Annotated in this window: 26 protein-coding genes; 9 read left to right on the top strand and 17 right to left on the bottom strand. The window is 72.5% G+C overall.

Going from position 1 to position 25,901, the window contains the following annotated elements; genetic code table 11:
• Positions 1 to 13: 13 nt before the first annotated feature.
• The 6 genes from phoU to pstS (ABD067_RS16630) form a co-directional block, all read right to left on the bottom strand.
• Entirely contained in the window at positions 14 to 724 is a 711-nt protein-coding gene (phoU, locus tag ABD067_RS16655) for a phosphate signaling complex protein PhoU (protein ID WP_343896477.1), read from the bottom strand.
• 32 nt (positions 725 to 756) lie between these two features.
• The gene (gene pstB / locus ABD067_RS16650; protein ID WP_343896476.1) at positions 757 to 1,620 is read right to left on the bottom strand and encodes a phosphate ABC transporter ATP-binding protein PstB; all 864 of its coding nucleotides are present in this window, start codon (positions 1,618 to 1,620) and stop codon (positions 757 to 759) included.
• Between the two features lie 19 nt (positions 1,621 to 1,639).
• The gene (pstA, locus tag ABD067_RS16645; protein WP_343896475.1) at positions 1,640 to 2,560 is read right to left on the bottom strand and encodes a phosphate ABC transporter permease PstA; all 921 of its coding nucleotides are present in this window, start codon (positions 2,558 to 2,560) and stop codon (positions 1,640 to 1,642) included.
• A gap of 4 nt (positions 2,561 to 2,564) precedes the next feature.
• Positions 2,565 to 3,548, bottom strand: a complete 984-nt coding sequence (pstC, locus tag ABD067_RS16640; RefSeq protein ID WP_343896474.1) for a phosphate ABC transporter permease subunit PstC — start codon at positions 3,546 to 3,548, stop codon at positions 2,565 to 2,567.
• A gap of 68 nt (positions 3,549 to 3,616) precedes the next feature.
• Positions 3,617 to 4,675: a phosphate ABC transporter substrate-binding protein PstS gene (gene pstS, locus ABD067_RS16635; RefSeq protein WP_343896473.1), complete on the bottom strand. Its 1,059-nt coding sequence runs from the start codon at positions 4,673 to 4,675 to the stop codon at positions 3,617 to 3,619.
• Between the two features lie 211 nt (positions 4,676 to 4,886).
• Positions 4,887 to 5,942 (bottom strand): phosphate ABC transporter substrate-binding protein PstS, encoded by a 1,056-nt coding sequence (gene pstS / locus ABD067_RS16630; protein WP_343896472.1) that lies wholly within the window; start codon positions 5,940 to 5,942, stop codon positions 4,887 to 4,889.
• Between the two features lie 150 nt (positions 5,943 to 6,092).
• Between pstS (ABD067_RS16630) and ABD067_RS16620 the strand changes: the two genes are divergently transcribed.
• A protein-coding gene (locus ABD067_RS16620; RefSeq protein WP_408871568.1) for an IS5 family transposase occupies positions 6,093 to 6,898 on the top strand; the annotation gives its coding sequence in 2 pieces (ribosomal slippage) (positions 6,093 to 6,429 and positions 6,429 to 6,898; 807 coding nt in all).
• Positions 6,899 to 7,021: 123 nt separating this feature from the next.
• Here the strand turns inward: ABD067_RS16620 and pstS (ABD067_RS16615) are convergent.
• The 3 genes from pstS (ABD067_RS16615) to ABD067_RS16605 form a co-directional block, all read right to left on the bottom strand.
• Entirely contained in the window at positions 7,022 to 8,083 is a 1,062-nt protein-coding gene (gene pstS / locus ABD067_RS16615) for a phosphate ABC transporter substrate-binding protein PstS (protein WP_343896470.1), read from the bottom strand.
• 286 nt (positions 8,084 to 8,369) lie between these two features.
• Entirely contained in the window at positions 8,370 to 8,633 is a 264-nt protein-coding gene (locus tag ABD067_RS16610) for a type 2 periplasmic-binding domain-containing protein (RefSeq protein ID WP_343896469.1), read from the bottom strand.
• A 78-nt stretch (positions 8,634 to 8,711) separates the two neighbouring features.
• Positions 8,712 to 9,500, bottom strand: coding sequence for an enoyl-CoA hydratase-related protein (locus ABD067_RS16605; RefSeq protein ID WP_343896468.1), 789 nt, complete (start codon positions 9,498 to 9,500; stop codon positions 8,712 to 8,714).
• Between the two features lie 118 nt (positions 9,501 to 9,618).
• On the opposite strand from ABD067_RS16605, the gene ABD067_RS16600 reads away from it, so the two are divergent.
• The 4 genes from ABD067_RS16600 to ABD067_RS16585 all read left to right on the top strand — a co-directional run bounded on the left by ABD067_RS16600 (position 9,619) and on the right by ABD067_RS16585 (position 14,167).
• A complete protein-coding gene (locus tag ABD067_RS16600) occupies positions 9,619 to 10,362 on the top strand; it encodes a DUF1194 domain-containing protein (RefSeq protein WP_343896466.1) in 744 nt (247 codons plus the stop codon).
• Positions 10,363 to 10,468: 106 nt separating this feature from the next.
• Positions 10,469 to 12,463: an AsmA family protein gene (locus ABD067_RS16595; RefSeq protein WP_343896464.1), complete on the top strand. Its 1,995-nt coding sequence runs from the start codon at positions 10,469 to 10,471 to the stop codon at positions 12,461 to 12,463.
• Between the two features lie 67 nt (positions 12,464 to 12,530).
• Positions 12,531 to 12,734 carry a hypothetical protein gene (locus ABD067_RS16590; protein WP_343896463.1) on the top strand — a complete coding sequence of 68 codons (204 nt, stop codon included), beginning with the start codon at positions 12,531 to 12,533 and terminating at the stop codon, positions 12,732 to 12,734.
• Complete coding sequence (locus ABD067_RS16585) at positions 12,734 to 14,167, top strand: amidase (RefSeq protein ID WP_343896462.1); 1,434 nt, start codon at positions 12,734 to 12,736, stop codon at positions 14,165 to 14,167. The genes ABD067_RS16590 and ABD067_RS16585 overlap by 1 nt, the downstream gene beginning before the upstream one ends.
• Before the next feature lie 97 nt (positions 14,168 to 14,264).
• Here ABD067_RS16585 and ABD067_RS16580 read toward each other — a convergent pair whose 3' ends face one another.
• Entirely contained in the window at positions 14,265 to 15,890 is a 1,626-nt protein-coding gene (locus ABD067_RS16580; RefSeq protein ID WP_343896461.1) for a thiamine pyrophosphate-binding protein, read from the bottom strand.
• A 183-nt stretch (positions 15,891 to 16,073) separates the two neighbouring features.
• Between ABD067_RS16580 and ABD067_RS16575 the strand changes: the two genes are divergently transcribed.
• From ABD067_RS16575 to ABD067_RS16560, 4 genes are read left to right on the top strand one after another with little or no spacing between them, the layout of a single operon-like run.
• Positions 16,074 to 17,036 (top strand): tripartite tricarboxylate transporter substrate binding protein, encoded by a 963-nt coding sequence (locus ABD067_RS16575; protein ID WP_343896460.1) that lies wholly within the window; start codon positions 16,074 to 16,076, stop codon positions 17,034 to 17,036.
• A 13-nt stretch (positions 17,037 to 17,049) separates the two neighbouring features.
• A complete protein-coding gene (locus tag ABD067_RS16570; RefSeq protein ID WP_343896459.1) occupies positions 17,050 to 17,535 on the top strand; it encodes a (2Fe-2S)-binding protein in 486 nt (161 codons plus the stop codon).
• On the top strand, positions 17,532 to 19,706 hold the full coding sequence (locus tag ABD067_RS16565) for a xanthine dehydrogenase family protein molybdopterin-binding subunit (protein ID WP_343896458.1): 2,175 nt from the start codon (positions 17,532 to 17,534) through the stop codon (positions 19,704 to 19,706). The genes ABD067_RS16570 and ABD067_RS16565 overlap by 4 nt, the downstream gene beginning before the upstream one ends.
• Positions 19,703 to 20,665 (top strand): substrate-binding domain-containing protein, encoded by a 963-nt coding sequence (locus ABD067_RS16560; RefSeq protein ID WP_343896457.1) that lies wholly within the window; start codon positions 19,703 to 19,705, stop codon positions 20,663 to 20,665. The genes ABD067_RS16565 and ABD067_RS16560 overlap by 4 nt, the downstream gene beginning before the upstream one ends.
• A gap of 21 nt (positions 20,666 to 20,686) precedes the next feature.
• Here the strand turns inward: ABD067_RS16560 and ABD067_RS16555 are convergent, their stop codons facing one another.
• Genes ABD067_RS16555 through queA form a run of 7 tightly spaced genes read right to left on the bottom strand, consistent with a single transcriptional unit; the run spans position 20,687 to position 25,854 of the window.
• Positions 20,687 to 20,815 (bottom strand): hypothetical protein, encoded by a 129-nt coding sequence (locus ABD067_RS16555; RefSeq protein ID WP_343896456.1) that lies wholly within the window; start codon positions 20,813 to 20,815, stop codon positions 20,687 to 20,689.
• Positions 20,816 to 20,829: 14 nt separating this feature from the next.
• Positions 20,830 to 21,396 (bottom strand): VUT family protein, encoded by a 567-nt coding sequence (locus ABD067_RS16550; protein WP_343896455.1) that lies wholly within the window; start codon positions 21,394 to 21,396, stop codon positions 20,830 to 20,832.
• Positions 21,393 to 22,109, bottom strand: coding sequence for a 7-cyano-7-deazaguanine synthase QueC (gene queC, locus ABD067_RS16545; RefSeq protein WP_343896454.1), 717 nt, complete (start codon positions 22,107 to 22,109; stop codon positions 21,393 to 21,395). Before queC ends, ABD067_RS16550 begins: the two co-directional genes overlap by 4 nt.
• Positions 22,106 to 23,170: a tRNA epoxyqueuosine(34) reductase QueG gene (gene queG, locus ABD067_RS16540; RefSeq protein ID WP_343896453.1), complete on the bottom strand. Its 1,065-nt coding sequence runs from the start codon at positions 23,168 to 23,170 to the stop codon at positions 22,106 to 22,108. Before queG ends, queC begins: the two co-directional genes overlap by 4 nt.
• Positions 23,157 to 23,630 (bottom strand): preQ(1) synthase, encoded by a 474-nt coding sequence (gene queF, locus ABD067_RS16535; protein ID WP_343896452.1) that lies wholly within the window; start codon positions 23,628 to 23,630, stop codon positions 23,157 to 23,159. Before queF ends, queG begins: the two co-directional genes overlap by 14 nt.
• Complete coding sequence (gene tgt / locus ABD067_RS16530) at positions 23,627 to 24,799, bottom strand: tRNA guanosine(34) transglycosylase Tgt (protein ID WP_343896451.1); 1,173 nt, start codon at positions 24,797 to 24,799, stop codon at positions 23,627 to 23,629. The genes queF and tgt overlap by 4 nt, the downstream gene beginning before the upstream one ends.
• Positions 24,796 to 25,854, bottom strand: a complete 1,059-nt coding sequence (gene queA, locus ABD067_RS16525) for a tRNA preQ1(34) S-adenosylmethionine ribosyltransferase-isomerase QueA (RefSeq protein WP_343896489.1) — start codon at positions 25,852 to 25,854, stop codon at positions 24,796 to 24,798. The genes tgt and queA overlap by 4 nt, the downstream gene beginning before the upstream one ends.
• Positions 25,855 to 25,901 lie beyond the last annotated feature (47 nt).

The following is a 25,901-nucleotide window of genomic DNA, read 5'->3' as shown; positions in this document are numbered from 1 at the left end:
GAGAGGCCCGCCATCAAGCCAGCGGCCGGACCACCGCAGAAGCCGAGTTGTCGGCCTTGGGGCGGTCTTCCGGCAGGCTGTCGCCGCGCACGGCGTAGTGGACGGTTTCGGCGATGTTGGTGGCGTGGTCGCCGATCCGCTCCAGGTTCTTCGCCACGAAGAGCAGGTGGGTGGCGGCGGTGATGTTGCGCGGGTCCTCCATCATGAAGGTGAGCATCTCGCGGAAGATGCCGTTGTAGATCTCGTCCACCGGCTGGTCGTTGGCCCAGACCTCGTCGGCCTTGGCGGCGTCGTCGTTCACCAGCGCGTCGATGGCGTCCTTGAGGTTCGCCTGCACCATCCGCGCCATGCGCTGGAAGCCGTTGAGGCTGCCGAGCGGGGGCTGTTCCGCCACCACGATGGCGCGCTTGGCTGCGTTGCGGGCGTAGTCGCCGATGCGCTCGAGGCCGTGGCAGACCTTGAGCGCGGCGATGATGAAGCGCAGGTCCTGGCCCACCGGCTGCCGCAGCGCCAGGAGCCGGATGCAGAAGGTCTCGACCTCGCGTTCCAAGGCGTCGATCGCGGCGTCCCGTTGCACGACCTCGGCGGCGAGGCCGGTGTCGCGCCGCACCAGCGCCGTCACCGCGTCGGCGACCTGCCGTTCGGCGAGGCCGCCCATGCGCTCGATCGACTCGCGCAGGCGGCGCAGGTCCTCGCTGTAGGAGCGGACGGTGTGTTCCTGCATGTGTTCCACCATGGCCTTCCCCCGGGCGGCGATCAGCCGAAACGGCCGGTGATGTATTCCTGGGTCCTCTGGTGCCTGGGCGCGGTGAAGAGCTGCGCCGCCGGCGCCACCTCGATCAGCTCGCCGAGGTAGAAGAACGCCACCTGGTCGGCGCAGCGCGCCGCCTGCTGCATGTTGTGGGTGACGATGGCGATGGTGAAGTCGCGCTTCAGCTCGTCGATCAGCTCCTCGATCTTGAGGGTGCTGATGGGGTCGAGGGCCGAGGTCGGCTCGTCGAACAGGATCACCTCGGGGCGCACCGCGATGGTGCGGGCGATGCACAGGCGCTGTTGCTGGCCCCCCGACAGGCCGAGGGCGGAGGTGTTCAGCCGGTCCTTCGCCTCGTCCCAGATGGCGGCGCGGGACAGCGCCCACTCCACCCGCTCGTCCATTTGCGGCTTGGACAGCTTCTCGTGCAGCCGGACGCCGAAGGCGATGTTCTCGTAGATGGTCATGGGAAAAGGCGTGGGCTTCTGGAACACCATGCCGATCTTGGAGCGCAGCTCGTTGGTCTCCACGTCGGGGCCGATGATGTTCTGGCCGTCCATCAGCACCTCGCCGGTCGCGCGCTGGCCGGGGTAGAGGCTGTACATGCGGTTCAGCACCCGCAGCAGGGTGGACTTGCCGCAGCCGGAGGGCCCAATCATGCCGGTCACCTGCCGGTCGGGCAGGTCCAGGTGTATGCCCTTCAGGGCGCGGTTGTCGCCGTAGAAGAAGTCGAGGTTGCGGATCGCCACGCGGGCTTCCGTGTTCAGCGCGGCCGAGGACTTCGCCCGCAAGCCGCCGAAGCCGGCCGAGGCGGCGGCCGCTGGGGCGGCCGGGGCCGGCGGCGTCTCCTTGGTGGCTGTCGTGCTCATGGGCTGAGTCTCCATGGTGTCAGCGGCGCTTCCGGAGCAGGACCCGCGCGGCGATGTTGATGGCCAGCACGCCGAGCGTCACGAGCAGGGCGCCCGACCAGGCGATGGCGATCAGGTCCGGGAAGCCGGAGTTGGCCTGCTGGTAGATGGCGATGGGCAGGCTCGCCATGGCGCTGCCGAGGTCGAGCGACATCACGGAGTTGCCGAAGCTCGTCAGCAGCAGCGGCGCCGTCTCGCCGGCGATGCGCGCCACGGCCAGCAGCACGCCGGTGGCGATGCCGGACAGGGCCGCCCTGTAGCAGACCAGGACGATCATCTTCCACTTCGGCGCGCCGAGGGCGATGACCGCTTCCCGCAAGGTGTTGGGGATGAGCTGGAGCATGTCCTCCGTGGTGCGGACCACCACGGGGATGACGATGATGGCGAGCGCGAACACGCCGGCCCAGCCCGAGAAGCCGCCCATTGGCAGTACCACGAGCTGGTAGATGAAGAGGCCGATCAGAATGGATGGGGCCGACAGCAACACGTCGGACACGAAGCGCACCGCGTTGCCGAACGCCGAGCCGCGGGCGTACTCCGCGAGGTAGGTGCCGACCAGGAGGCCGATGGGCGTGCCGAGGAGGGTGGCGAGCGAGGTGTGGATCAACGTGCCGACGATGGCGTGGCTGAGGCCGCCCTTGGGCGCGGTGTCGTCGCCGTAGGTGGTGGGCTGGAACTCGCGCGTCAGCACCGTCCAGTCCAGGGCGGAAAGGCCGCGCCAGAGCAGGGTCAGCAGCAGCGAGAACAGGAAGAACAGCCCCACCAGGGTGGCGGCGACGCACAGCCACCGCACGACCGCGTCCACCGTGCGGCGGCGGCGGCCGAGGGCGCGCGCGACCGCTTGGTCGCGGGTGGGCGTGCGGTCGAGGGCCGAGGCGGCGGCGGTCGTTGCGGCGCTCATCGGTTCAGGTCTTCAGCCGCGGGCGCAGCAGGTAGCGCGACGCCGCGAGCACGATGAAGGATATGACGAAGAGCAGGAAGCCGAGGGCCAGCAGGGAAGACTGCTTCAGGCTGCCCATCAGGCTTTCCGGGAACTCCATCGCCACGATGGAGGCGATCGTCGTCGAGGGGTCGAAGAGCGATTGCGGCAGCCGGTTGGCGTTGCCGATGACGAAGGTGACGGCCATGGTCTCGCCCAGCGCCCGGCCGAGGCCGAGCATGACGCCGCCCACCACCGAGATTCGCGTGTAAGGGATCACCACGCCGCGCACCACCTCCCAGCGCGTGGCGCCGAGGGCGTAGGCGCTCTCCTTGTAGACGGGCGGCACCTGCATGAACACGTCGCGCATGGTGGCGGCGATGAAGGGCAGGATCATGATCGCCAGCACGAGGCCGGCGGTGAACAGGCTGGTGCCGGCGAAGGAGCGGCTCTCGAACAGGAAGCCCACCAGCGGGATGGCGCCGAGCGCGTCGCCGATCGTGAGCTGGATGTATTGCTGCACGAACGGCACCAGCACGAACAGGCCCCACATGCCGTAGATGATGGAGGGGATCGCGGCCAGCAGCTCGATCGCGGTGGCGATGGGCTGGCGCAGCCACTCCGGCGCCAGCTCCGTCAGGAAGAAGGCGATGCCGAAGGCCACAGGCACGGCGAACAGGATGGCCAGGACGGAGCTGACCACGGTGCCCAGCACGGGCACCAAGGCGCCGTAGTCTTCGCGGCCCTCCACGGGGTTCCAGGCCGTGCTCCACAGGAAGCCGGCGCCGAACTCCCGGAAGGCGGGCAGCCCGCCGACGAACAGGGTGACGATGATGGCGCCGAGCAGCAGCAGCACGAACAGCCCCGCGCCGCGGCACAGGGATTCGAAGACGCGGTCCGCCAAGGCGCCGCCGCTGCGTCGCCCGGGGCTGCCGGTCACGGGGAGGGGGGAGCTTATGGCCTGCTGCAAAGCGTCTCGTCCTGGCCGGAGTCAAACGGGCGCGGCGCCGAACCCCGGCCCGGATCGCCCGGGAAACCTCAAGCGCTCCAGATCTGCTGGCCGCCGGGCGCCTTCACGTCGCGCCAAGTGGTCCGCACGGCGTCCGCAACCTGGTCCGGCAAGGGGATGTATTCCAGGCGCCGGGCGGCGTCGTCGCCGTTCTTGAAGGCCCAGTCGAAGAACCGCATGGTGTTCCGGCTGGCGTCGACCTTGTCCGCGGCCGGGTTGGTCGGCAGCAGGATGAAGGTGGGCGAGACGATGGGCCACACGTCCGCACCGTTCAGGTCCACGAGGTCGGCCGCGAAGTTGGGCGTGTTCCAATCGGCGGTGTTCGCCGCGGCCAAGAAGGCCGGCATCTCGGGCTTGATGAAGTTGCCCGACTTGTTGCGGAGCTGCGTCGTCACCAGCCGGTTCACGGTGGCGTAGGCGTTCTCGGTGTAGCCGATGGTGCCCGGCGTGTTCCGCACGGTGTTCGACACGCCCTCGTTGCCCCGGGCGCCCTGGCCGCTCGGCCACTGCACCGAGGTCGCGGCGCCGGGGCCGCTCTTCCAGGCATCCGACACGCGGGACAGGTAGGTGGTGAACACGAAGGTCGTGCCGGACGCGTCGGCGCGGTACACCGGCGCCACGGGCAGGTTCGGCAACCGGACGTCGCGGTTCAGCTCAGCCAGCTTGGGGTCGTTCCAGCGGGTGATGCGGCCGAGGTAGAGGTCCACCAGCACCTCGGGCGTGAGGCGGAGCTGGTTGTCCTGCACGCCGGGCAGGTTCACGATCGGCACCACGGAGCCCATGACGGTGGGGAACTGGAGCAGGTTCGCCTGCCGGAGCTGGTCCGTCGAAAGCGGCGCGTCGGAGGCGCCGAAATCCACCGTGCGGTTGGTGATCTGGTTAATGCCGCCGCCGGAGCCGATGGACTGGTAGTTCAATTGGATGCCGAGCGGCTCGCGCGCCGCTTGGCCCCAGCGCTCGTAGACCGGACGGGGGAAGGTCGCGCCGGCGCCGGTGATCTGCGCCGCCTGGGCGGAAGCGGTGCGGGATGCCAGCAAGGGACCCGCGGTGGCCGCCGTGGCGGCCAGCAGGAAAGCGCGTCTCTGCAAGGTCTCTCTCCGTTGTTCGCTGGCCCTGCTTCGTGGGCCGGGTGCGGTTGGCGCACTGTCTAGACGCGCGGAGAGACGGATTCTTTGCAGTTCGATGAAGCTTGAATGACAGTAGAGGCGGATGACCCCAAAGGGTCATCCACGCGGTTGTCACCTGCCAAATGGCAATCGACGGGGGCCGGAGCCGTACCCGCTTGGCCCCGGTGGGACGTCAGGCCCCCCAGATCGGCTTGCCGTCGGGCCCACGCACCGCGTCCCAAGATGCGCGGATGCTCGCCTGGGCCGCCTCGGGAAGGGGGGTGTACCCCAACTCGCGGGCGATGTCGGCGCCGTTGCGGTACGCCCAATCGAAGAGCTTCATCGCGCCCAGCGTCGCCTGCACCCGCTCCGCCGCAGGGTTGGACGGCAACAGGATAAAGGTCGGCGAGACGATGGGCCAAGCGGCCGCGGCGTTCGTGTCGATCGCGTCGGCCGTGTTTTGCGGCGTCCACTCGGCCGCTGCTGCGGCGGCGGCGAAGCTGTCCGTCCCGGCCTTCACGAAGGCGCCCGAGCGATTGCGGAGCTGCACCGTGGCCAGTTCCGACGCCCTGGCGGTGAAGACGTTGGAAACGCCGATGGCACCCGGCGTCTCCTTGATCGCCTTCGCCACGCCGGCGATGCCCTTGGCCTCCTTGCCGCCTTCCGGCCAGCGGACCACCGTACCTGCGCGCGGGCCGGCGGCCCAAGCTTCGGACACGCGGGACAGGTACACCGTGAACACGTAGTTAGTGCCGGCCGGGTCCGTGCGGTAGATCGGCACGATCGCCAGGTCGGGCAGGCGCAGGTCGCGGTTGTGCTCGACGATTCGGGGATCGTTCCATTTGCTGATCTTGCCGAGGAAGATGTCGGCGAGGACGTCCGGCGTCAGGCGGAGCCGGTCGCGCTCCACCCCAGGAACGGTGGCCGCGACCACCATAGCGCCGAAGCAGGAGGGGAACTGGACCAAGGCCCGTTCCCGCAGGCGACCCGGGGAGAGCGGGCTTTCGCAAGCGCCGAAGTCCACGACGCGCTGCGTCGCCTTGGCGATGCCGAGGTCGGAGCTGGCCGCCTCGAAGTTGGTTTCGAAACCGGTCTCCTTGGCCGCTTCCTGCCCCCACCGCGTGTAGAAGGTGCGGAGGAAGGAGGTGCCAGCGCCTTGGACGATGGGCTTCTGGGCCAGGGCCGGACGGAAGGCACTAGAAAGGGCGGGCGCCAGGGCTGAGGCGACCAGAAAGGACCGACGTTGCACGCGTGACTCCCTCGCTCAATCCGGCGCTTCACGATCCGGAGCAAGGACAGAATACTTATCACGACTCCGTAATTCTACCTAAAAAGTAACATACGGGTTTAAAGGACTAAATGCGCCTAACGAAACCCATTTCGGCGCGGTGCGGGCGGCATGGCGCGCGTTCTCGTTCCCGACGATCCCTGGGCGACGGTGGAGCCGTTGCTGCCGCCCGCGCGGCCGAGGCCCAAGGGCGGCAGGCCGCCGGTCCCGGACCGGGCGGCGCTCACCGGCATCCTGTTCGTGCTCAAGTCCGGCCTGCCGTGGGAGATGCTGCCCGCCGAGGTGGGCTGCGGGTCCGGCATGTCCTGCTGGCGGCGGCTGCGCGACTGGCAAGAAGCGGGCGTGTGGGCTGCCCTGCACCGGGCGCTGCTGGAGCGGCTGCGCGCGGCGGGGCAGATCGACTGGTCCCGCGCCGCGCTGGACAGCGCGTCCGTCCCGGCCAAAAGGGGGGCGAGGCGACCGGCCCGAACCCGACCGACCGGGGCAGGCCGGGCACGAAGCGGCGCATCGTCACGGACGCCCGCGGCACGCCGCTCGGCCTGACGCTCAGCCCGGCCAACACGCACGACAGCCGCATGCTCGCGGCCACGCTGGACGCCGTGCCCGGCGTGCGGAGTGGCCGCCGCGGGGGGCCGCGGTGCCGCCCGGCCAAGTTGCACGCCGACAAGGGGTACGACCACGCGCGTTGCCGCCGCGAATGCCGCGAGCGTGGCGTCCGCCCCCGCATCGCCCGGCGCGGGGTCGAGAACAGCCAGCGCCCCGGGCGGCACAGGTGGGTGGTGGAACGCACGCTGGCGCGGCTGGCCCGGTCCCGCCGCTTGACCGTGCGCTACGAGCGCCGCGCCGACATCCACCTCGCCTTCACCACCCTCGGCTGCGCCCTCGTCTGCCTCAACCAAGCCCGACGGTTTTGTTAGGCACTTTAAGCCTCGGCCCGTGCTAACTCCTGCGGTTCAGCCATCGCGCATCGGTCGCCGTTCAGCCATTGCTCCCGCACCGGGGCGGGTGCCCAGGTGCGGGAGCGGCGGTGTCGCGTCTCCTCAGGCCTCCCAGATCGGGCGGCCGCTCGGGTCCTTGGCGCGGCGCCAAACCTTCTCGACGTGCTCGACCGCGCTTTCCGGGATGGGAGAATAGCCGAGCGCAACCACTGCGGCGTCGCCCTTCTTGAACGCCCAATCGAAGAACTTGAAGGCGTTTCGGGCGGACTCGACCTTCTCGGCCGTCGGGTTCTCCGGCACCAGCGCGAAGTTGGCGCCCAGGATTGGCCAGGCGCCCGGCGCGTGTTCGTCCACCAGATCCACGTTGAAGCCGGGCTGGCTCCAGTCCTCGGCTTCCGCGGCCTTGGCGAATGCGGCGGCCTCGGCTTTCACGAACTCGCCGGCTTGGTTCTGTAGGAGCACGGACGCCAAGCCGACCTCCTTGACCGTGGTGACGCCTCCGTACCCGATGGCACCCGGCGTTGCCTTCACCTTGGCAGCCAGCGCCTCCAGGCCTTCGACCTCGACGCCTTTGCCCTGCGGCCACTTCACCGTCGTCCCCGCGCCGGGGCCCGCGGCCCATGCCTCGGCTTCGCGGCTGAGGAAGGTGGTGAACAGCAGGTTGGCTCCCGAAGGCTCTAGGCGATGCACCGGCACGATGTTGGTGGCCGGCAGGTTCACGCCGCTGTTGTGCGCCTTGATCTTGGCGTCGTTCCATTTCGTGATCTTGCCGAGGAAGATGTCGGCCAGCACTTCGCCCGTGAGGCGGAGCTGGGCATCGGCCACCCCTGGCAGGTTCACAAAGGGCACCACCGGGGTGAGCACCGTCGGGAATTGGATAAGCTGGTTCTCGCGCAGGAAGGCCGAGCGCCGTGCGTAGTCCACGCTGGCGAAGTCGATGGTCCGGCTCTTGAGCTGTTCGAGCGCGGGGCCACCCCCGATCCGCTCGTAGGCGACCTTCAGGCCGGCATCGGCCCCGGCCATCTCGATCCACTTAGCATAGACGGTGCGCGGCAGAGCGGAGCCCGCGCCAACGACGTTGCGCGCCTGCGCCCTCGCGCCGCTGGCGATGAACGGGATGGTCGCGGCCGCGCCTACGGCAGCCAATAGGGCACGTCTTTGCACGCGTTTCTCTCCTTATTAGGAGCGAGGCTGGGCCGAGGCTTGCCCGAGCCGTATCGCTTACGCAAGAATGAGCGTGCCTAAAATTGCGAGAAGAAGTCCAGCCTTCGTCAACTTCTACGTATTATCCCGAGGCCGTGTCGGGCTTATGGTGACCATGCGACCGACGCGGTTGGTGCCGAGCTTCCATGGGCTCGTCCGGAGCGCCCGCATGCTTGGCCGTGCCAGCCGCGCGACCCGGCCCACACCCCCGCCGCGCCGAACGGCGGCGGAGGCCGGGTGGCGCCGGTCAGCCCGCGTCGACGTCCCAGATCGGGCGGCGGCCAGGGCCCTTGATGGCCGCCCACGAGTCGTGCACGGCCTTGTTGAGCGCTTCTGGGAGCGAGGCGTTGACTATGCGCCGCACGATGTTGTCGCCATGGTTGAAGGTCCAGTCGAAGAACTTCACGGTGTTGCGGATGTTCTCGACCTTCTCCGCACGCGGACTGACGCCCGGCACGGTGTAGGCAGGCCCGAGGACCGGCCAAACGTTCGCGCCGTCCAGGTCCACCATGTCCACATTGCCAGAACTTTTCTTGTAAGGATCGAAAATCCAGTCGGGAATTCTATTAGAGATGCGTTGCGAAGTCGCTCAGGATGCCCAAGCCGGCCGACGCTTCTGGCGGAACGCTTCCAAACCTTCCCGCCCCTCGTCCGACGCGCGCTGCATCCAACTCTCGTGCGCCAGCAGCGCCATTTGCCGCGCGTCCAGCTTCAGGCCGGTCGCGCCGAGGAAGCTGTCCTTGGTCACGGCCACGGCGCCGGGCGCGGACAGGAGCGTCTCGTCCAGGATGCCGGCCAGCCGCGCTTCGACCCGGTCCTCCGGCACGACCTCATGGACCAGCCCGATGCGCAGCGCCTCCTCGGCGCCGAACCGCTCGCCGGTGAGGGCGTAGCGCCGGGTGTGTCGCAGCCCCATGGCGTGGACCATGTGGGTGGAGATCGGCGTGGGCGCGACGCCGACGCGCACCTCCGTTAGCCCGAACAACGCCCGAGGCGTCGCCAGCGCCACGTCCACGCAGCAGACCAAGCCGCAGCCGCCGCCGAAGCAGGCGCCGTGCACCACGGCGAAGGTCGGGCGCGGGAACTCGTTCAGCTCCTGCATCGCGGTGGTGGTGGCGAGCGAGGCCCGGAAGGCGCGGTCCGGTGGGTACTCCGCCGCCCGCGCAAGCCAATCCAGGTCGGCCCCGGCTTGGAAGTGCTTGCCGGCCCCGCGGACCACCAGCGCGCGCGCCGAAGGGTCGTCCCGCAGCCGCCGCAGCCCTTCGATCAAGGCGTGCAGCAGATCCTCGTCGTAGGCGTTGCCGCGGGCCGGCCGGTTGAGGGTGGCCGTGGCGACGCCTCGGGCGTCCACGTCGAGCAACACTGGCGAGTCTGTCATGCGTCGGCTCCATGAGGGGAAGGGACCGCGCATCCTCGCCCCGCGCGGCTCCGGTTGACAGGGGCAATGGCCGGGCGGGACGCTCGCTCAGGCGCCGCGTGCGGAAAGGACAGCCTCGATGCCCCTGGCCCGTGCCGGCCCCCGCCTTTCGACACCTGGAGGGCCGCGCCGCCGGGATCTGCCGGCCCTCGCGGCCGCGGCGTCCACGCTCCCCGGCGCACGGGCCGCGTCGGCGCGGGAGGATGTGGACCTGCTGCTCGCACTGGCGGTGGACGCGTCCGGCTCCATCGACGCCGACGAGTTCCGCTTGCAGCGCGAAGGCTACGCCGAGGCGCTGTCCCACCCGTCGGTCCTGGCGGCGATCGGCAGCAAGCCGCTCGGCGCTGTGGCGGTCGCCATGGTGGAGTGGGGCTCGCCCGGCGGTGCCACCACCGTGGTGGACTGGACTCGGCTGTCGTCCCAAGCCGCGTCGGCCCGCGCCCTGGCGGAAGCCGTGCTGGCGGCGCCGCGCAGCCCCCAGAGCTGGAACGCCATCGGCGACGCCTTGGACCACTGCGCCCTGCTGATCCACGCCGCGCCGTTCCATGCCCGGGAACGGGTGATCGACCTCTCGGGCGACGGCCCCGACATGCGCTCGCTCCGGCCGGCGCCCGCGGCGCGGGACGACGCGGTGGCGGCCGGCATCACGGTCAACGCGCTCGCCGTCGCGTCGGCCGGGCAGGTGACGCGCTTCGGCGAACCCCTGTCGGAGACCTACGGGCGGGAGGTGGTGGGCGGACCCGGCGCCTTCGTGGTGAGCGCCGAGGACAGGCGCGACATCGCCCGCGCGCTCCGCGCCAAGCTGGTGCGGGAGATCGCCTGAACCTTCCGTAACGCGGCCCGCTGGGCCGAACCCCTGGGCGCTTGCGGCGCTTTACCTCGGAACGATGCGGCGGGGGCGGCTGACGCCGCCGCGTTCGGAGGGAACGATGGCAGGGCGCCGCGGGAAACGCTGGCTCTTGTTGCTCGGCATACCGGTCCTGCTGGCGGGGCTGTTGGCCGCGTTCTGGTCGTGGGACTGGTTCATACCCCTGGCGGAGTCGAGGGCGAGCGCGGCGCTCGGGCGGCCGGTCAAGATCGAGCACCTGCACGTGAAGCTGGGCCGCACCGTCACCGTGGCTGCGGAGGGCGTGCGCGTCGGCAATCCGCCGGATTTCCCGGAGGACCCGCCCTTCGCGCAGGTGGCGCGCGCCACGGCGCAGGTGGACGTCGGCGCCTTCCTGCGCTCGCGCGAGGTTGTTATTCCGGCGATCGAGCTGGACCGCCCCGCGGTCAACGTGATCGCCCGGGAGGACGGCAGCCGCAACTACGCCTTCGACACCCTCTCGGCGCCGAAAGGCGAGGCCGCGGAGCCGGGTGCCCAGTCCGGCCCGAAAATCGGCGCGTTGCGCATCAACGAGGGCAAGGCGAAGGTCGTCATCCCCTGGCTGCGGGCCGACTTCGACGTGGACCTGAACACGCGGGACCGGGACGGGCAGGAGCCCGCTCTGGTCGCTGAAGCGCGCGGCACCTACGCCGGCCAGCGGATCGAAGCCGAGTTCACCGGCGGCTCCGTCCTCGGCCTGCGCGACGAGACCCGGCCCTGGCCGGCGGATCTGCGCCTGCGCAACGGCGACACCACGCTCGCCTTGCAGGGCACGGTGCGCGAGCCGCTGAAGCTGCGTGGCGCCGACCTGCGCGTGGAACTCGCCGGCAAGGACATGGCGGACCTGGTGCCGCTCAGCGGCGTGCCCTTCCCGAAGACTCCGCCGTTCCGCCTGGAGGGCAAGGCGGATTACGCGGACGGCCGTGTGCGGCTGTTCGACGCCGAAGGGAAGGTCGGGCGCAGCGACATCGGCGGCACCCTCACGGTTTCCACGACCGGCAGCCGGCACGACGTCACCGCCGACCTGCGCTCGCGCAGCGTGGACCTCGCGGATCTCGGCGGCCTGATCGGCAGCCAGCCGGGGCGGGCCGACACGCCGGGTCAGACGCGGCAGCAGCGCAACGCCATGGCCCGCGAAGCGGCGGGCCGGAAGCTGCTCCCGACCACGCCCGTCAACATGCCGCGCCTGACCGCCGCGGACGTCCACCTCCGCTACCGGGCGGACCGCGTCCAAGGCCGGAACATGCCCTTCGACAGCCTGAGCACGGAAGTGGACATCGTGGACGGCGCCGTCTCGATCCACCCCGTGTCCTTGGGGATCGGGCAGGGGAGGCTCGTGGCGAACGGGACGCTGGCGCCGACGGAGGGCGGCGGGTTGCGCGCGAAGATCGACGTCGAGATGCGCCGGGCCGACCTGTCGCGGCTGCTCGGCGCCGCCGGCGCAGGCGGCGCGGGCACGGTGGGCGGCGTCGCCCGCCTGGAGGGCAGCGGCAAGTCGGTGTCCGAGATCCTCGGGCGCGGCAACGGCGAGGCCACCTTCGTGACGGTGGGCGGCACCGTCAGCTCGCTGCTCGTGGACCTTTCGGGCTTGCAGTTCGGCAACGCCCTCCTGTCGGCGCTCGGCGTCCCGGCGCGGGCGCGGATCGAGTGCTTCATCGCCGACTTCGCCTTGCAACGCGGCGCGCTGCGCAGCCGCACGCTGTTGCTCGACACCGACGCCCATGTGGTGACCGGCAGCGGTGGGCTCGACCTCGGGCGCGAGCAGCTCGACCTCCGGCTGCGCACGGACGCCAAGCGGCCGACCGTCGCGTCGCTGCCGACGCCGATCCGCATCGAAGGCACGTTGAAAGACCCGTCCATCCAGCCGGAGCTGGCCGAAGCGGCGGCGCGGGCCGGCGCGGCGGTCGGACTGGGCTTGCTGTTCCCGCCTTTGGCGCTCCTGCCGACCATCCAACTCGGCGTCGGCGAGAACAGCGAGTGCGAGGCGCTGCAAGCGGCGGGCGAACGGCGCCGCCGCGGCCAGCAGCAGCAAGCGCCGGAGGGCGGTGGACGCCGCTGAAGCGCCGGCCCCTATCGGCTCCGGCCGGGACGATGCACGATGCGGCCTTTCCGCGAGGAGCCGAGGCATGGAACCGGAGATCGTCCCGCCCACCGTGGAAGCGATCCGCCGCTGGAGCGGCGTGGAGCCGCCCAACGCCGCCGCGCGGCACGCCTTGGCCGACATGGCGCAGCTCATCGCCGAGGTCGAGCGGGTGCGGGCCGGCTACGCCTTCGAGGACGAACCGAGCGGGTTCGAAGTGGCGCTTCGCGACCTGAAGGAGCCCGGTTGATGGGCGCCCCGCCGCCCGGCCCCGGCGCTTCGCTCGCCGAGCTGTCCATGACCGAGATGGCCGACGCCTTCCGCCGCGGCGAGGTCCGGGCGGAGGCACTGGTCCGCGCCTGCCTCGACCGCATCGAGCGGCACGGCGACGCGGTGAACGCGGTGATCGGCCTCGACCGCGATGCGGCGCTGGAAGCCGCGGCGGCGGCCGACAAGGCCCGCGCGGGCGGGGCCGAGCCGGGACCGCTCGCCGGCGTGCCGATGATGCACAAGGACATGTACTACCGCGGAGGCCGAGTGAGCACCTGCGGCTCGCGCATCCGGCGGGACTTCACGCCGGAGGCGACCGCGACGGCGCTGCGGCGGCTGGACGCGGCCGGCGCCATCGACATGGGCACGCTCAACATGGCGGAGTTCGCCCAGAACCCGACCGGCCACAACGCGCATTTCGGCCATTGCCGCAACCCGTGGAACCCCGCGTACTGCTCCGGCGGCTCCTCTTCGGGCTCCGGCGCGGGCGTGGCGGCACGCTTCTTCGCGGCGGCGCTCGGCAGCGACACCGGCGGTTCCATCCGCCTGCCGGCCTCCCTTTGCGGCGTGACCGGCCTGAAGCCGACGCAGACGCGCGTGTCCCGTTTCGGCGCGATGCCGCTCTCCTTCTCCGCCGACAACGTCGGGCCGCTGGTCCGCACCGCGCGCGACGCCGCGCGCTTCCTCCGAATCACGGCGGGCCACGACCCGGCGGACCCGACCAGCGCGCGGGAGCCGGTGCCGGACTACGAGGCGGCGCTGGACGGCGACCTACGCGGCACGCGGATCGCGGTGTGCGAGACGTGGTTCCTGGAGGGCGCCGATGCGCCGGTGGTTTCGGCCTTCGAAGCCGCCTTGGACGCGCTGCGGGCGCGCGGCGCCAAGGTCTCGCGCGTGTCCGCGCCGGCCCTGGCGGCGGTGAACGCCTTCGGCGCGGTGCTCAGCCGGGTGGAGGGCGCCGCCATCCACGCGGCCTGGATGCGCGAGCGGCCGGGCGACTACGCCGCGCACCTCAGCGCCCGTCTCTACGGCGGCTACGCCATCCCGGGCCACTACTACGTCGAGGCTCTGGCCCGGCGCGGGCCGTTGCTGCGGCAGTTCGTGGCGGAGGCGCTGACGGACCACGACCTGGTCGCCACGCCCACCCTCCGCACCCGCGTGCCCACCCTGGCCGAAACGGACGTGGACGCCGACCCGGAGAACTGGGCGCGGTTCATGGCGGTGCCGGCGAACACGCGGCCGTTCAACTACCTCGGCCTGCCCGCCGTCAGCGTGCCCTGTGGCTTCGACGACCGCGGCTTGCCGGTGGGATTGCAACTCGCCGGGCGGCCCTTCGCCGAAGCGCGGGTGCTGCGCGCCGCCGACGCCTTCCAACGCGACACCGACTGGCACCGGCGGGCGCCGCCGCTCTAAACCGCGATCGCCCTGAGTGGAAAAACCTAGGGCGTGAATCGCCGTCCAGCAGACATCAAACCCGCTTCTGCCCGGCCACAGTCAGGCTGAAACGAGTCTAGCCGCGCAGCGCCTTGATCTGCGCCGGGTAGCTCTCCGGATCGACGAGGACGTCGACCAGCGCCGGGCCGGGCGCCGCCAGCGCGCGGTCCAACGCGGCCGCGTATTCCTCCTCGGTCGCCGCGCGCAGCGCGAGGCCGCCGAAAGCGCGCATGGCCGCCGCGAAGTCCGCCCGCGGCCAGCCGAGCGCGCCTTCGGGCAAGGCGCGCGCGTCGCGCTTGATGTGGATGAGCGACAGGGCGGCGTCGTTGAACACGACCACCACGAGCTTCGCCCCGAGCGCCGCCGCCGTCGCCAGCTCGCCCAGCGCCATCAGCAAGCCGCCGTCGCCGGTGAAGGCCAGCGCGCCCCGCGCCGGATCGTGCAGCGCGGCGGCGATCCCGGCCGGCACCGCGAAGCCCATGGTGGAAAGGCCGTTGGAGATGAGCAGGTCGCCGGGGCGCGACGCTTGCCAGAAGGTGGTCGCCGGGAACATGTGCGCGCCGGCGTCCACCGAAACGCGCGGGTCCGCGCCGGCGCGGCGGCACGCGGCTTGCGCGACCTCCACCACCGCCTGCGGCGACAGGCCGCGGTTGCCTCCCGTCGTCGGCCCGTTGGCGAGGCGCGCCAGCCAAGCCGCGCGGTGCGCCTCGATCGCCGCCGCGGTCCAGGCGCCGCGCCGCCCGCCCTCCGCGAGCGCGGCCAGTGCCGGTTCCAGCGGCCCGCGCAGCGCCGCAGCGGGTGTCACGTAATACGCCGCGCGCGGCACCGCGCCGATCTCGACGACGGGCGCGCCGTAGCGCCAGGGCCGGGGTATGAACTCCACCGGATCGGCGCCCGCCAGGAGGATGAGGTCGGCTTCCGAGAGCAACGGCGCTTCCGCGTCGCCGCCGGTGAACACGCCGACGAACAGCGGGTGCGAGTCTGGCACCACGCCCTTAGCCTTGTAGGTCACGAGCCCGGGGCAGCCCAGGGCTTCGACCAACCGCCGGACGGCGGCGCAAGCGCCCGGCGTCGCGGCCTCCAGCCCGGCGACCAGCACCGGGCGGTCCGCGCCGCGGATGAGGGCGCGCGCCGCTCCCAACGCGGCGGGGTCCGGTATGGCGGATGGCGTGGCCGCACCTGGCCGTGGCGGCGGCGAGGCCGGTGCGCGCGCCGCGACGCCCGACAGCTCCATCAGCGCCGGCCCCCGCGGCGAGGCCATGGCGGTGGCGAGCAGCGCGGCGGCCATCGGCCCGGCCTCCGTTCCCGGCTCGACGGCCTTCGCGGCGGCCTTGGTGACGGGCGCCAGCATCGCCGCTTGGTCGAACCACTGGTGGTTGGCGAAGGCGCGCTCCGCTCCGGTGAAGCCGTCCGCGAGCAGCAGCACCGGCGCGCGGTCGAGCGAGGCGTGGGCCACGCCGTTGGCGGCGTTGGAAACACCCGGGCCGCGCGTCACCAGCGCGGCGCCCGGACGGCCCGTGAGCTCGGCGGTCGTCGCCGCCATGATGACCGCGGCCGTCTCGTGCCGCGCCAGTGCGAAGGGCAGGCCGCGCCGGTGCGCGGCTGCGACGAGGTCGAGGCTCGACCCGCCGCCAGGCACGCCGAACAAGCGCGTGACGCCGGCGTCCGCGAGCGCCGCAACCACGGCGTCTGCGGCGGACATCGCCGTGTCCGGGGCGTTCGCTCGTGCTGGCGGTGTCATTCCGGGCGTCCTGCTGCCGTTGGGGGCGGCACCATAGGCGCCGCGTCTCCCGGTGCGAAACAGGGGGGCTGGCGTGGCGCGTCCAGGCGCGCGACCATGGGTTCATATCAAGCGGCAGGAACAAGGCCACGCCACGGAGGACACATGCAAAGGCGAGCTTTCCTGGCCGGGGTTGCGGGCGCGGGGGCGGCGCCGCGAGCGGCTCGCGCGCAACCCTGGCCGGCGCGGGCCATCCGCATCGTGGTGCCCTTCGGCCTGGGCGGCTCGGCCGACGTGGCCGCGCGCTTCCTGGCGGAACCCTTGTCGGCGGCGCTCGGCGTGCCGGTGATCGTGGAGAACCGGCCCGGGGGCGGCGCGGTGATCGGCACGGAGACGGTGGCCAAGGCGGCGCCCGACGGCCACACGTTGTTGCTGATGTCGAACACCCACACCGCCAACGAGACGCTGCTCCCGAACCGGCCTTACGTGCTGTTGCGCGACTTGGCGCCGGTCGCGGCGGTGAACGTGGCGTACCACGTCCTGGCGGTGCATCCCTCCATCCCGGCGACGACGGTGCCGGAACTGGTCGCCCACGTGAAGGCGAACCCCGGCCGCGTGGACTACGCCTCCTCCGGCCCCGGCACGCCCTACCACATCGCCGGCGAGGTGTTCTGCGCCCTGGCCGGCATCCGCATGAACCACATCCCCTTCAGGGGCAGCAACGAGGCCCGAACGGCGCTGATTTCCGGGCAGGTGCCGGTGATGTTCGACGCCATCCCGACCATGCGCGAGCAGATCGCCGGCGGGCGGGTGCGCGGCCTCGCCACCACCGGGCCGGAGCGCTCCGCCCTGTTGCCGGACCTGCCGAGTCTGGCGGAAGTGATCCCCGGCTACGAGGCTTCCATCTGGCTCGGCCTGATGGCGCCGGCGGGACTGCCGGCGCCGATCGCGTCGAGGCTCAACGCGGAGGTCAACCGCATCCTCGGCCTCCCTTCGACGCGGGAAGCGCAGGCCCGCGCCGGCGCGCAGCCCACGCCGATGGCGGTCGAGGCCTTCGGCGCGTTCCTGGCGCGCGACATCGAGCGGCAGCGGGAATGGATCAAGCTGGCGCGGATCGAGGCGGGCTGAAGGGCGCGGCGCGATGCTGGAGTTCACCCTGAACGGCGCCGCCGTCGCGCTGGACGTGCAGCGCGAGGCGCCGGACGACGCGCCGCTGCTGCAAGTCCTGCGCGGCCCGTTGGGGCTGTCCGGCCCGCGCTTCGGCTGCGGAGCGGAGCAGTGCGGGTGCTGCATGGTGCTGGTGGACGGCCGCCCCGTGCCGTCCTGCACTATGGCCTTGCAGGCGGTCGGCGGGCGCTCGGTGGTGACGGCGGAGGGCCTCGGCTCGCCCGCCGCGCCCCACCCTTTGCAAACGGCGTTCCTCGCGGAGCAAGCCGGCCAGTGCGGATGGTGCCTGTCCGGCATCCTGGTCTCGGCCGCGGCGCTGCTGGATGCCGACCCGGACCCGGACGACGACGCCATCCGCCGCGCGCTCGACCCGCACCTCTGCCGCTGCGGCAGCCACAACCGGATCGTGCGCGCCGTCAAGCGCGCCGCGCGGGCGATGCGGGAAGGCGCTCCGGCATGAGCGGCCAAGGTTTCGGCGCCGCGCTGCTCACGGACGACGGGCGCCCGCGCCTGCCGGGCAGCCTGCACCTCAACCGGCGCCTGTCGCAGTGGCTGGCCATCCACCCGGAAGGGCGGGTGACGGTCACGCCGGGCAAGGTGGAGCTGGGGCAGGGGATACTGACCGCTCTCGCCCAGATCGCGGCGGACGAGCTGGACGTGGCGCTGGGTCGCATCGAGCTGCGCCCGGCCGCGACGCCCGATAGCCCGGACGAGGCGGTGACCTCCGGCAGCCTCTCGGTCCAGGTTTCGGGCGGCGCGCTGCGCCACGCCTGCGCCGACGCGCGCCGCATCTTCGTCGGCGTGTGCGCGCAGCGGAGCGGGGTGCCGCCGGAGGCGATCCGCGTGGAGGACGGCCGTTTCCTCGCCCCGGACGGCCGCGAGGTCGGCTCATACTGGGCTTTGGCCGGGGCGGAGCTGCTGGAAGCGGAAGCCTCGCCCGATGCGAAGCCGAAGCGCGCGGCGGAACGCGCGGTGGCGGGCCGGTCGGTGCCGCGCCTCGACCTCCCGGACAAGGTGTTCGGAGCCGCCCGCTACGTCCACGATCTCCGCCTGCCGGGCACGCTGCACGCCCGGGTGGTGCGCCCGCCCGCGCGCCGAGCGCGGCTTGTCGCGCTGCGCGACGGCGCGCCGCTGCCCGGCGGAGCGCGCGTCGTCCGCGACGGCGACTTCCTCGCCGTGCTCGCCGAAACGGAATGGCACGCGGATGCGGCCGCGGCGCGCTTGGCGCCGCGCGCCGAATGGGCGGCGGAGGACAGCCTGCCCGAGCAGGCCGCGCTGGAAGCGTGGCTCGAGGACGCGGCATCACGCGGCGAGCGCGGCACGGTGGAGGAGCGGGGCGAGACGCCCGGCGTCCGCGGAGCGCGGCGCGTCGCGCGACGCTTCCTGCGGCCCTTCCTGGCCCACGCGTCCATCGGCACCTGCTGCGCCGTCGCCCGCTGGCGGGGCGGCGCGGTGGAGGTGTGGACGCACAGCCAAGGGCCTTACAATCTCCGCGCCGACATCGCCAAAGCGCTGCGCTGCGCGCCGGAACGCGTCGTGGTTCGGCACGCCGAGGGCGCCGGCTGCTACGGCCACAACGGCGCCGACGATGTGGCGTTAGAAGCCGTGCTGATCGCCCGCGCCGCGGAGGGGCGGCCGGTCCGCCTCGTTTGGAGCCGCGCGGAGGAGTTGGGCTGGGCGCCGCTCTCGCCCGCGATGCTCGTGGACGTGGAGGCGTCGGTGGACGAGCGCGGCGACCTGCTGGGCTGGCGCAGCCACGTGGTGAGCAACGGCCATTCCTCTCGCCCCGGCCGCGCGCCGGAACCGGCCCTGCTCGCGGCCTCCATGCTGGCGGAGCCGTTCGCGGTGCGGCCGGCCATCAACCCGCCGATGGCGGCGGGCGGCGGCGCGCCGCGCAACGCCGTGCCGATCTACCGCGTGCCCTCGCTCCGCGTGGAGACGACGCGCCTCCTCGACATGCCGATCCGCACCTCGGCGCTGCGCGGTCTAGGCGCCACGCTGAACGTCTGGTCGATCGAGAGCGTGATGGACGAGCTGGCCGCGCTCGCCGGTTCCGACCCGCTCGAGCACAGGCTGCGGCACCTCGACGACCCGCGCGCCGTGGCGGTGCTGAGGCACGCCGCCGCGATGGCCGGGTGGACGGACCGGCGAAGGCGGGAAGGGATCGGCCTCGGCCTGGGCCTCGCCCGCTACAAGAACACCGGCGCCTACGCCGCCGTGGTGGCCGAGGTGGACGCGACGGCGGAGCGCGTGCGCTGCCGGCGCCTCTGGGTCGCGGGCGACGTCGGCGAGGCGGTGAACCCGGATGGTGCGGCCAACCAGTTGGAGGGCGGCGCGGTCCACGGCGCGTCCGTGGCGCTGTTGGAAGAGGCCCGCTTCGACCGCCGCGCCGTCACCGGCGCCGCCTGGGAAGGCTACTCCATCCTGCGCTTTTCCGAGGTGCCGGAGGTGGCGGTGGAACTGGTCGCGCCACCGCCCGACGCGGCGCCGCTCGGGGCGGGCGAAGCCTCCATGGGACCGACGATCGCCGCCATCGCCGCCGCCATCCACGAGGCGCTCGGGGTGCGCCCGCGCCGGCTGCCCTTCACGCCGGAGAACCTCGCCGCGGCCATGGCGGACGACGCGCCGTGACCAAGCTCTCGCTCACCCTCGCCTGCACCGCCTCAGACCGGACGCGGCCGGTCCTGGACGGGCGGGTCGCCGTGCCGGGCGTGGATTTCGTCACCCTGCCGGGCGAGCCGGAGGACATCTTCCGCCGCGCGCTCCGCGACCGGGCCTTCGACGTTTGCGAGCTTTCCATGGGCTCGCACATCGTCACCACGGCGCGCGGCGACAGCGCCTATGTGGGCGTGCCTGCGTTCCCCTCGCGCGCCTTCCGCCACTCGGCGGTCTACATCCGCACCGACCGCGGCATCGCCGGGCCGGGCGACCTCGCCGGTCGGACGGTAGGCGTGCCCGAGTACCAGCAGACCGCGGCGCTGTGGGTGCGCGGCATCCTGCGCGAGCACTGCGGCGTGGACACCCGCGGCGTAGCGTGGCGGACCGGCGGCGAGCGCGTGCCGATCAGCTTGCCGGGCGGGCTGGACGTCCGGCCGCTCGGCGAGGACTTGCAGGCGGCGCTGGCGGCCGGGCGACTGGACGCGATGATCGCGCCGCGCCCGCCTGCGGCTTTCGAGGACCGGGGCGCGCCGGTCGGACGGCTCTGGCCCGACCACCGCGCCGAGGAGGTCGCGTGGCACCGCGCCACGGGCTTCTTCCCCATCATGCACTGCCTCGCGGTGCGGCGGGACGTGGCGGAGCGGCACCCCTGGCTGCCGGTGGAGCTGTTCCGCGCCTTCGCCCGCGCGCGCGCCATCGCGCTGGAAGAGCTGCGCTTGGTGAACGTGCTGCGCGTGTCGCTGCCCTGGGCCGCCGCGGCCTTCGAGGAGCAGGCCGCGATCATGGGCGGCGACCCTTGGCCCTACGGCTTCGCCCGCAATCGCGGTGAAATAGGCGCCATGGTCCGCTTCGCCGCGGCCGACGGCTTGGTCGCCGGGCCGATCCCGCCGGAGGCGCTGTTCCATCCCAGCACCTTGGCGGAGGCCGGCTGAGCCGGCGCTCCGCGGCGGGCGTCAGTTGCTGCTGTTGCCGCGCCCGTCGCCGTAGGTCGGCGGCCCGGACGCCGGCACGACCGCGCCGCAAGCCGACGCTGCGCAGGCCAGGGCGAGCGGGAACAGGGCGGCGCGCAACAGCGGGAACACGCTTCCGCCTTTTTTCAAGCAGGCCGCAAGCCGAGCCTCTCGTCCCGTCGCCGCAGCCACGCCACCAGCGGCAGGGACGCGAGCACCATCCACAGCTTCCCGACCACCTGCCCGGCGACGTATTCGAGGCTGCCGAAGGCGAGCAGCAGGAACACCACGCTGTCGAGCACCAGCCCCACCACGCCGCTGAGCGCCACGGCGAGGACCAGCCCGCGGCGTTGCAGCGGCGTGTAGACGGCGAGGTCCGCCGCTTCGCTCACCAGGAAGGCAGCGGCCGAGGCGACCACCAGCGCGTGCGGAGCCAGCAGGGCGGACAGGGCGGCCCCGGCCAGCACGGCGGCGCCCGCCCAGCCCAGGCCGAGGCGGCGCTGCACCACGTCGCGCAGCACCAAGGCCAGCCCGACCATCAGCACGCCGGAGGGCGCCATCAGGCCGGGCGCGACCGGGATCAGGCACGGGCCGCCGCCGGGCACGCAAGCGGTGCCGACGTTGCCGATCAGCCAGTTGGCCGCGGGAATGCAGAGGCCGAAGCCGAGGAGGAACAGGAAGCCTTCGGCGCGGCCCCTGGCGGGCGGTGTCATTCTTCGTCCTTGTCCGGGCGGCCGGCGCTGTAGGCGTCCCACCCTCGGGCGCGCAACCCGCAGGCCGGGCAGGCGCCGCAGCCGAAGCCCCATGGGTGGCGCTGCGCGCGGTCGCCGAGGTAGCAGCTATGCGTCTCCTCGGCGATGGCGCCCAACAGCGCGGCGCCCCCGAGTTCCTCGGCCAATCGCCAGGTTTCGGCCTTGTCCCGCCACATCAAGGGCGTGTGGATGACGAAGCGCCGCTGCATCCCGAGGTTCAACGCCACCTGCACCGCCTTGATCGTGTCGTCGCGGCAGTCCGGGTAGCCGGAGTAATCCGTCTCGCACATGCCGGCGACGAGGTGCCGGAGGCCGCGCCGGTAGGCGAGGGCGGCGGCGAAGGTCAGGAAAACCAGGTTGCGGCCGGGCACGAAGGTGTTGGGCAGCCCGTCGCCGCGCATGGCGATCTCCGCCTCCCGGGTCAGGGCGGTGTCGGACAGGGCGCCGAGCGCCTCCAGCGGCAGGGTGTGCGCGTCGCCCAGCCGGTGCGCCACGTCGGGCAGCAGCGCGGGCAGGCGGGCGCGGAAGGCGGCGGCGCAGTCCAGCTCCACGCCGTGCCGCTGGCCGTAGGCGAATCCCACCGTCTCCACACGGGCGAAGCGGCGCAGCGCCCAGGCGAGGCAGGTCGCGGAGTCCTGGCCGCCGCTGAACAGCACGATCGCGCCTTCGCTCATGCGGGGGCGAGCCTCCCGGCGGCCCAACGCGCTGCTTCGGCCACCACCGGGTCCGGCTCCTCCGCGTGCTCCTGCGCCGTGGCGCGCAGCGCGGGGTCGCCGGAGTTGCCGATGGCGACCAGCACGTTGCGCACGAAGCGGTCGCGGCCGATGCGCTTCACCGGGCTGCCGGAGAACAGGGCGCGGAAGGCCGCGTCTTCCAGCGCCGCCAACTCGGCCAAGCGCGGCGCGTCCAGTTCGGAACGCGGCGCGAAGGCCGGCTCGCTGTGCGCCTGGGCGAACTTGTTCCAAGGGCAGACGGCGAGGCAATCGTCGCAACCGTAGATGCGGTTGCCCATTGGCGCGCGGAACTCCTCCGGGATCGGCCCGGCGTGCTCGATGGTCAGGTAGCTTATGCACCGCCGCGCATCGAGGCGGCGTGGCGCCGGAAAGGCGTCCGTCGGGCAGATGGACAGGCAGCGCCGGCAGGAGCCGCAATGGTCGGCTTCCGGCGGGTCGGGCGGCAGCTCCAGGGTGCAAAGTATCTCGCCAAGGAACAGCCAAGAGCCGTGGCGGCGCGACACGAGGTTGGTGTGCTTGCCCTGCCAGCCGAGTCCGGCGCGCTCCGCCAGCGGCTTCTCCATCACCGGCGCGGTGTCCACGAACACCTTCAGGTCGGTGCCGCGCCAGCGCTGCGCCATCCAGCGGCCGAGCGCCTTGAGGCGCTTCTTGATCAAGTCGTGGTAATCGCGGTTCCGCGCGTACACGCTGATGCTGCCGCGGTCCGGTCGCGCGAGGTTGGCGAGCGGGTCGCCATCCGGCGCGTAGGACATACCGAGGCTGATGGCGCTGACCGCCTCCGGCCACAAGGAGCGCGGATGCCCGCGCTGCTCGGCGCGGTTCGCCATCCACCCCATCCCGCCGTGCATCCCGTCCGCGAGGAAGCGGTCCAGCCGCTCGCGGGTCTCATCCGGCAGGTGCGCCTCGGTGAAGCCCACCGCGTCGAAGCCCAGCGCGAGCGCCTCCACGCGGATCTCCGCCTTTGCGGCCTCGGCGTCGAAGGGGGCGTCAGCCGCGGCCACGGTAGGGTTGCACCTCTTGCGGCGGTACCCACACACCGGCGGGCGGCTTGCCGCTTTGGTAGAACACGTCGATCGGGATGCCGCCGCGCGGGTACCAGTAGCCGCCGATGCGCAGCCACACCGGCGACAGCTCAGCTTCCAAACGCCGCGCGATGCCCACCGTGCAGGCCTCGTGGAACGCGCCGTGGTTGCGGAACGAAGTCAGGTAGAGCTTGAGCGACTTGCTCTCCACCAACCACTCGGCGGGCACGTAGTCGATGACGAGGTGCGCGAAGTCCGGCTGGGCGGTGAGGGGGCAGAGGCTGGTGAACTCGGGCGCCGTGAAGCGAACGCAGTAGGGCACGCCCGGGTGCGGGTTGGGCACGCGCTCCAGCACCGCGTCCTCCGGCGAGGCCGGCACGCCGACCGGACGGCCGAGCTGGGTGAGGGCGGAGGTGTCGGTCTTCGGATTGCCGCTCATGGCGCCATCTCGCGGTCTTCGGCGAGGCTCTCGGCGGCCGCGTCGTCCGGCGGCGCGTCGTCGCCCGCGCGCCAGCCGGCTTCCAGCGCCGCCGCGTGCGCCCCGAAACTCCCTTCGCATATGGCGCCTCGGAGGCCGCGCATCAGGTCCTGGTAGTACCGCACGTTGTGCCAGGTCAGCAGCATCGGGCCGAGCATCTCGTCCGCCCGGATCAGGTGGTGGAGGTAAGCGCGGGAGTGGCGAGCGCAGGCGGGGCAGGGGCAGGCCGGGTCGAGCGGGCGCGGGTCGTCGGCGTGGCGCGCGTTGCGGAGGTTGAGCACGCCGCGGCTGGTGTAGGCGCGGCCGGTGCGGCCGGAGCGCGTGGGGATGACGCAGTCGAACATGTCCACGCCGCGGCGGACAGCGCCCAGGATGTCGGCCGGCGTGCCGACGCCCATGAGGTAGCGCGGCTTGTCGGCGGGCAGCAGCGGCACGGTGCGGTCGAGCACGCCGAACATCGCGTCCTGGCCCTCGCCGACTGCGAGGCCGCCCACCGCGTAGCCCTCGAAGCCGATGCCGGTCAGCGCCCCCACGCTCTCCTCCCGCAGCGCCGGGTACACGCCGCCCTGCACGATGCCGAACAGGCCGTGGCCGTCGAGCGGCGCGAAGGCCTCGCGGCAGCGCGCGGCCCAGCGCATGGAGAGGCGCATGGACTTCGCCGCCTCGGCCTCGGTCGCCGGAAAGGGCGTGCACTCGTCGAAGCACATGGTCACGTCGGCGCCGAGTTGGCGCTGGATGGCGACGCTGCGCTCCGGCGTCAGGCGGTGCTTGGTGCCGTCGATGTGGCTGCGGAAGGTGACGCCGTCCTCGTCCATGCTCCGAAGCGCGGCCAGCGACATGACTTGGTAGCCGCCGGAATCGGTCAGGATGGGACCGTGCCAATCCATCATCCGGTGCAGCCCGCCGAGCGCCTCGACCCGCTCGGCCCCGGGCCGGAGCATCAGGTGGTAGGTGTTGCCGAGCACCAGCCGCGCGCCGGTGGAGCGCACCGCGTCGGCGGTCATCGCCTTCACCGTGCCGGCCGTTCCGACGGGCATGAACACCGGCGTTTCCACCGGCCCGTGCGCCGTGCGGAGCACGCCGGCGCGCGCCTCGCCGTCCCGCGCTTCGAGGGTCCAGCGCAGGGTCACGGCGCCTCCTCGCGGAAGATCAGGCTGGCGTCGCCGTAGCTGTAGAAGCGGTAACCTTCCGCGATCGCGTGGGCGTAGGCCGCGCGCATCCGTCCCGTCCCGGCGAAGGCGCAGACGAGCATGAACAGCGTGCTCTTGGGCAAGTGGAAGTTGGTCATCAGGGCGTCGGCGGAGCGGAAGCGGTGGCCGGGCAGGAGGAAGAGGTCGGTCAGCCCGCGGAACGGACGCACCGGCCGCTGCCATGAATCGCCACCGAGCGCCGCCGTTTCAAGGAGGCGGAGCGCGGTGGTGCCGATCGCCACGATGCGGCCGCCCGCCGGCCGTGTCTCGTTGATGAGCGCGGCGGCCTCGGGCGACACCTCTCCCCATTCGGCGTGGAGGCGCTGGGCGCGCGGGTCCTCGCCCCGGAGCGGCAGGAAGGTGCCGGCGCCGACGTGGAGCGTCACGGCGGCGCGCCGCACCCCCCTGGCGTCGAGCGCGGCCAGCATCGCCTCGGTGAAGTGCAGGCTGGCGGTGGGCGCCGCCACGGCGCCGGGGCGGCGCGCGAAGATCGCTTGGTAGTCCTCGCGGTCCTCGGGCAACGGCCCGTCCGGGCGGGCGATGTAGGGAGGCAACGGCACCTCGCCGGCCCGCTCGAGCGCCGAAAAGACCGCGTCGGGGTCCGGGCCGAGATCGAGCAGAACGCCGCCGTCCTCCAGGCGGCGGAGCACCTGGACCGGGAGGCCCGGCGCGCGCTCCACCGCCAAGGCGTCGCCTTCGCGCAAGCGGCGCGCGTTCCGCACCAGCGCGTGCCAGCCGCCTCCCTCGGCGGGGCGGTTGAGGAGGATCTCCACGGCGGCGTCGCCGCGCCGCGCGCGCAACCGCGCCGGGATCACCCGCGTGTCGTTGACCACCAGCACGTCCCCGGGGCGGAACAGCCCCGGCAACTCCCGCGCGATCCGGTCGTCCAACCCGTCCGGCCGCACCACCAGGAGCCGGGCGGAGTCGCGCGGGCGGGCCGGTCGTTGCGCGATCAGCGCATCCGGGAGGGCGAAGTCGAAATCCGCGGTCCGCAAGGGCGGGGGCGGCGCAGCGCGCGGAGGCTCGGTGGACACGCCGAGCC

The organism is Craurococcus roseus (assembly GCF_039523795.1).
Taxonomy (GTDB): domain Bacteria; phylum Pseudomonadota; class Alphaproteobacteria; order Acetobacterales; family Acetobacteraceae; genus Craurococcus; species Craurococcus roseus.
Note: the sequence above shows the minus strand (reverse complement) of the source record. Positions and strands in the feature narration are given on the sequence as shown.

Bases quoted from the DNA above. Each gene is read 5' to 3' on its own strand.
- phoU (WP_343896477.1), bottom strand. From the start codon at position 724: ATGCAGGAACACACCGTCCGCTCCTACAGCGAGGACCTGCGCCGCCTG.
- pstB (WP_343896476.1), bottom strand. From the start codon at position 1,620: ATGAGCACGACAGCCACCAAGGAGACGCCGCCGGCCCCGGCCGCCCCA.
- pstA (WP_343896475.1), bottom strand. From the start codon at position 2,560: ATGAGCGCCGCAACGACCGCCGCCGCCTCGGCCCTCGACCGCACGCCC.
- ABD067_RS16610 (WP_343896469.1), bottom strand. From the start codon at position 8,633: ATGGTGGACCTGGACGGCGCGAACGTTTGGCCGGTCCTCGGGCCTGCC.
- ABD067_RS16605 (WP_343896468.1), bottom strand. From the start codon at position 9,500: ATGACAGACTCGCCAGTGTTGCTCGACGTGGACGCCCGAGGCGTCGCC.
- ABD067_RS16600 (WP_343896466.1), top strand. From the start codon at position 9,619: ATGCCCCTGGCCCGTGCCGGCCCCCGCCTTTCGACACCTGGAGGGCCG.
- ABD067_RS16595 (WP_343896464.1), top strand. From the start codon at position 10,469: ATGGCAGGGCGCCGCGGGAAACGCTGGCTCTTGTTGCTCGGCATACCG.
- ABD067_RS16590 (WP_343896463.1), top strand. From the start codon at position 12,531: ATGGAACCGGAGATCGTCCCGCCCACCGTGGAAGCGATCCGCCGCTGG.
- ABD067_RS16585 (WP_343896462.1), top strand. From the start codon at position 12,734: ATGGGCGCCCCGCCGCCCGGCCCCGGCGCTTCGCTCGCCGAGCTGTCC.
- ABD067_RS16580 (WP_343896461.1), bottom strand. From the start codon at position 15,890: ATGTCCGCCGCAGACGCCGTGGTTGCGGCGCTCGCGGACGCCGGCGTC.
- ABD067_RS16575 (WP_343896460.1), top strand. From the start codon at position 16,074: ATGCAAAGGCGAGCTTTCCTGGCCGGGGTTGCGGGCGCGGGGGCGGCG.
- ABD067_RS16570 (WP_343896459.1), top strand. From the start codon at position 17,050: ATGCTGGAGTTCACCCTGAACGGCGCCGCCGTCGCGCTGGACGTGCAG.
- ABD067_RS16565 (WP_343896458.1), top strand. From the start codon at position 17,532: ATGAGCGGCCAAGGTTTCGGCGCCGCGCTGCTCACGGACGACGGGCGC.
- ABD067_RS16550 (WP_343896455.1), bottom strand. From the start codon at position 21,396: ATGACACCGCCCGCCAGGGGCCGCGCCGAAGGCTTCCTGTTCCTCCTC.
- queC (WP_343896454.1), bottom strand. From the start codon at position 22,109: ATGAGCGAAGGCGCGATCGTGCTGTTCAGCGGCGGCCAGGACTCCGCG.
- queF (WP_343896452.1), bottom strand. From the start codon at position 23,630: ATGAGCGGCAATCCGAAGACCGACACCTCCGCCCTCACCCAGCTCGGC.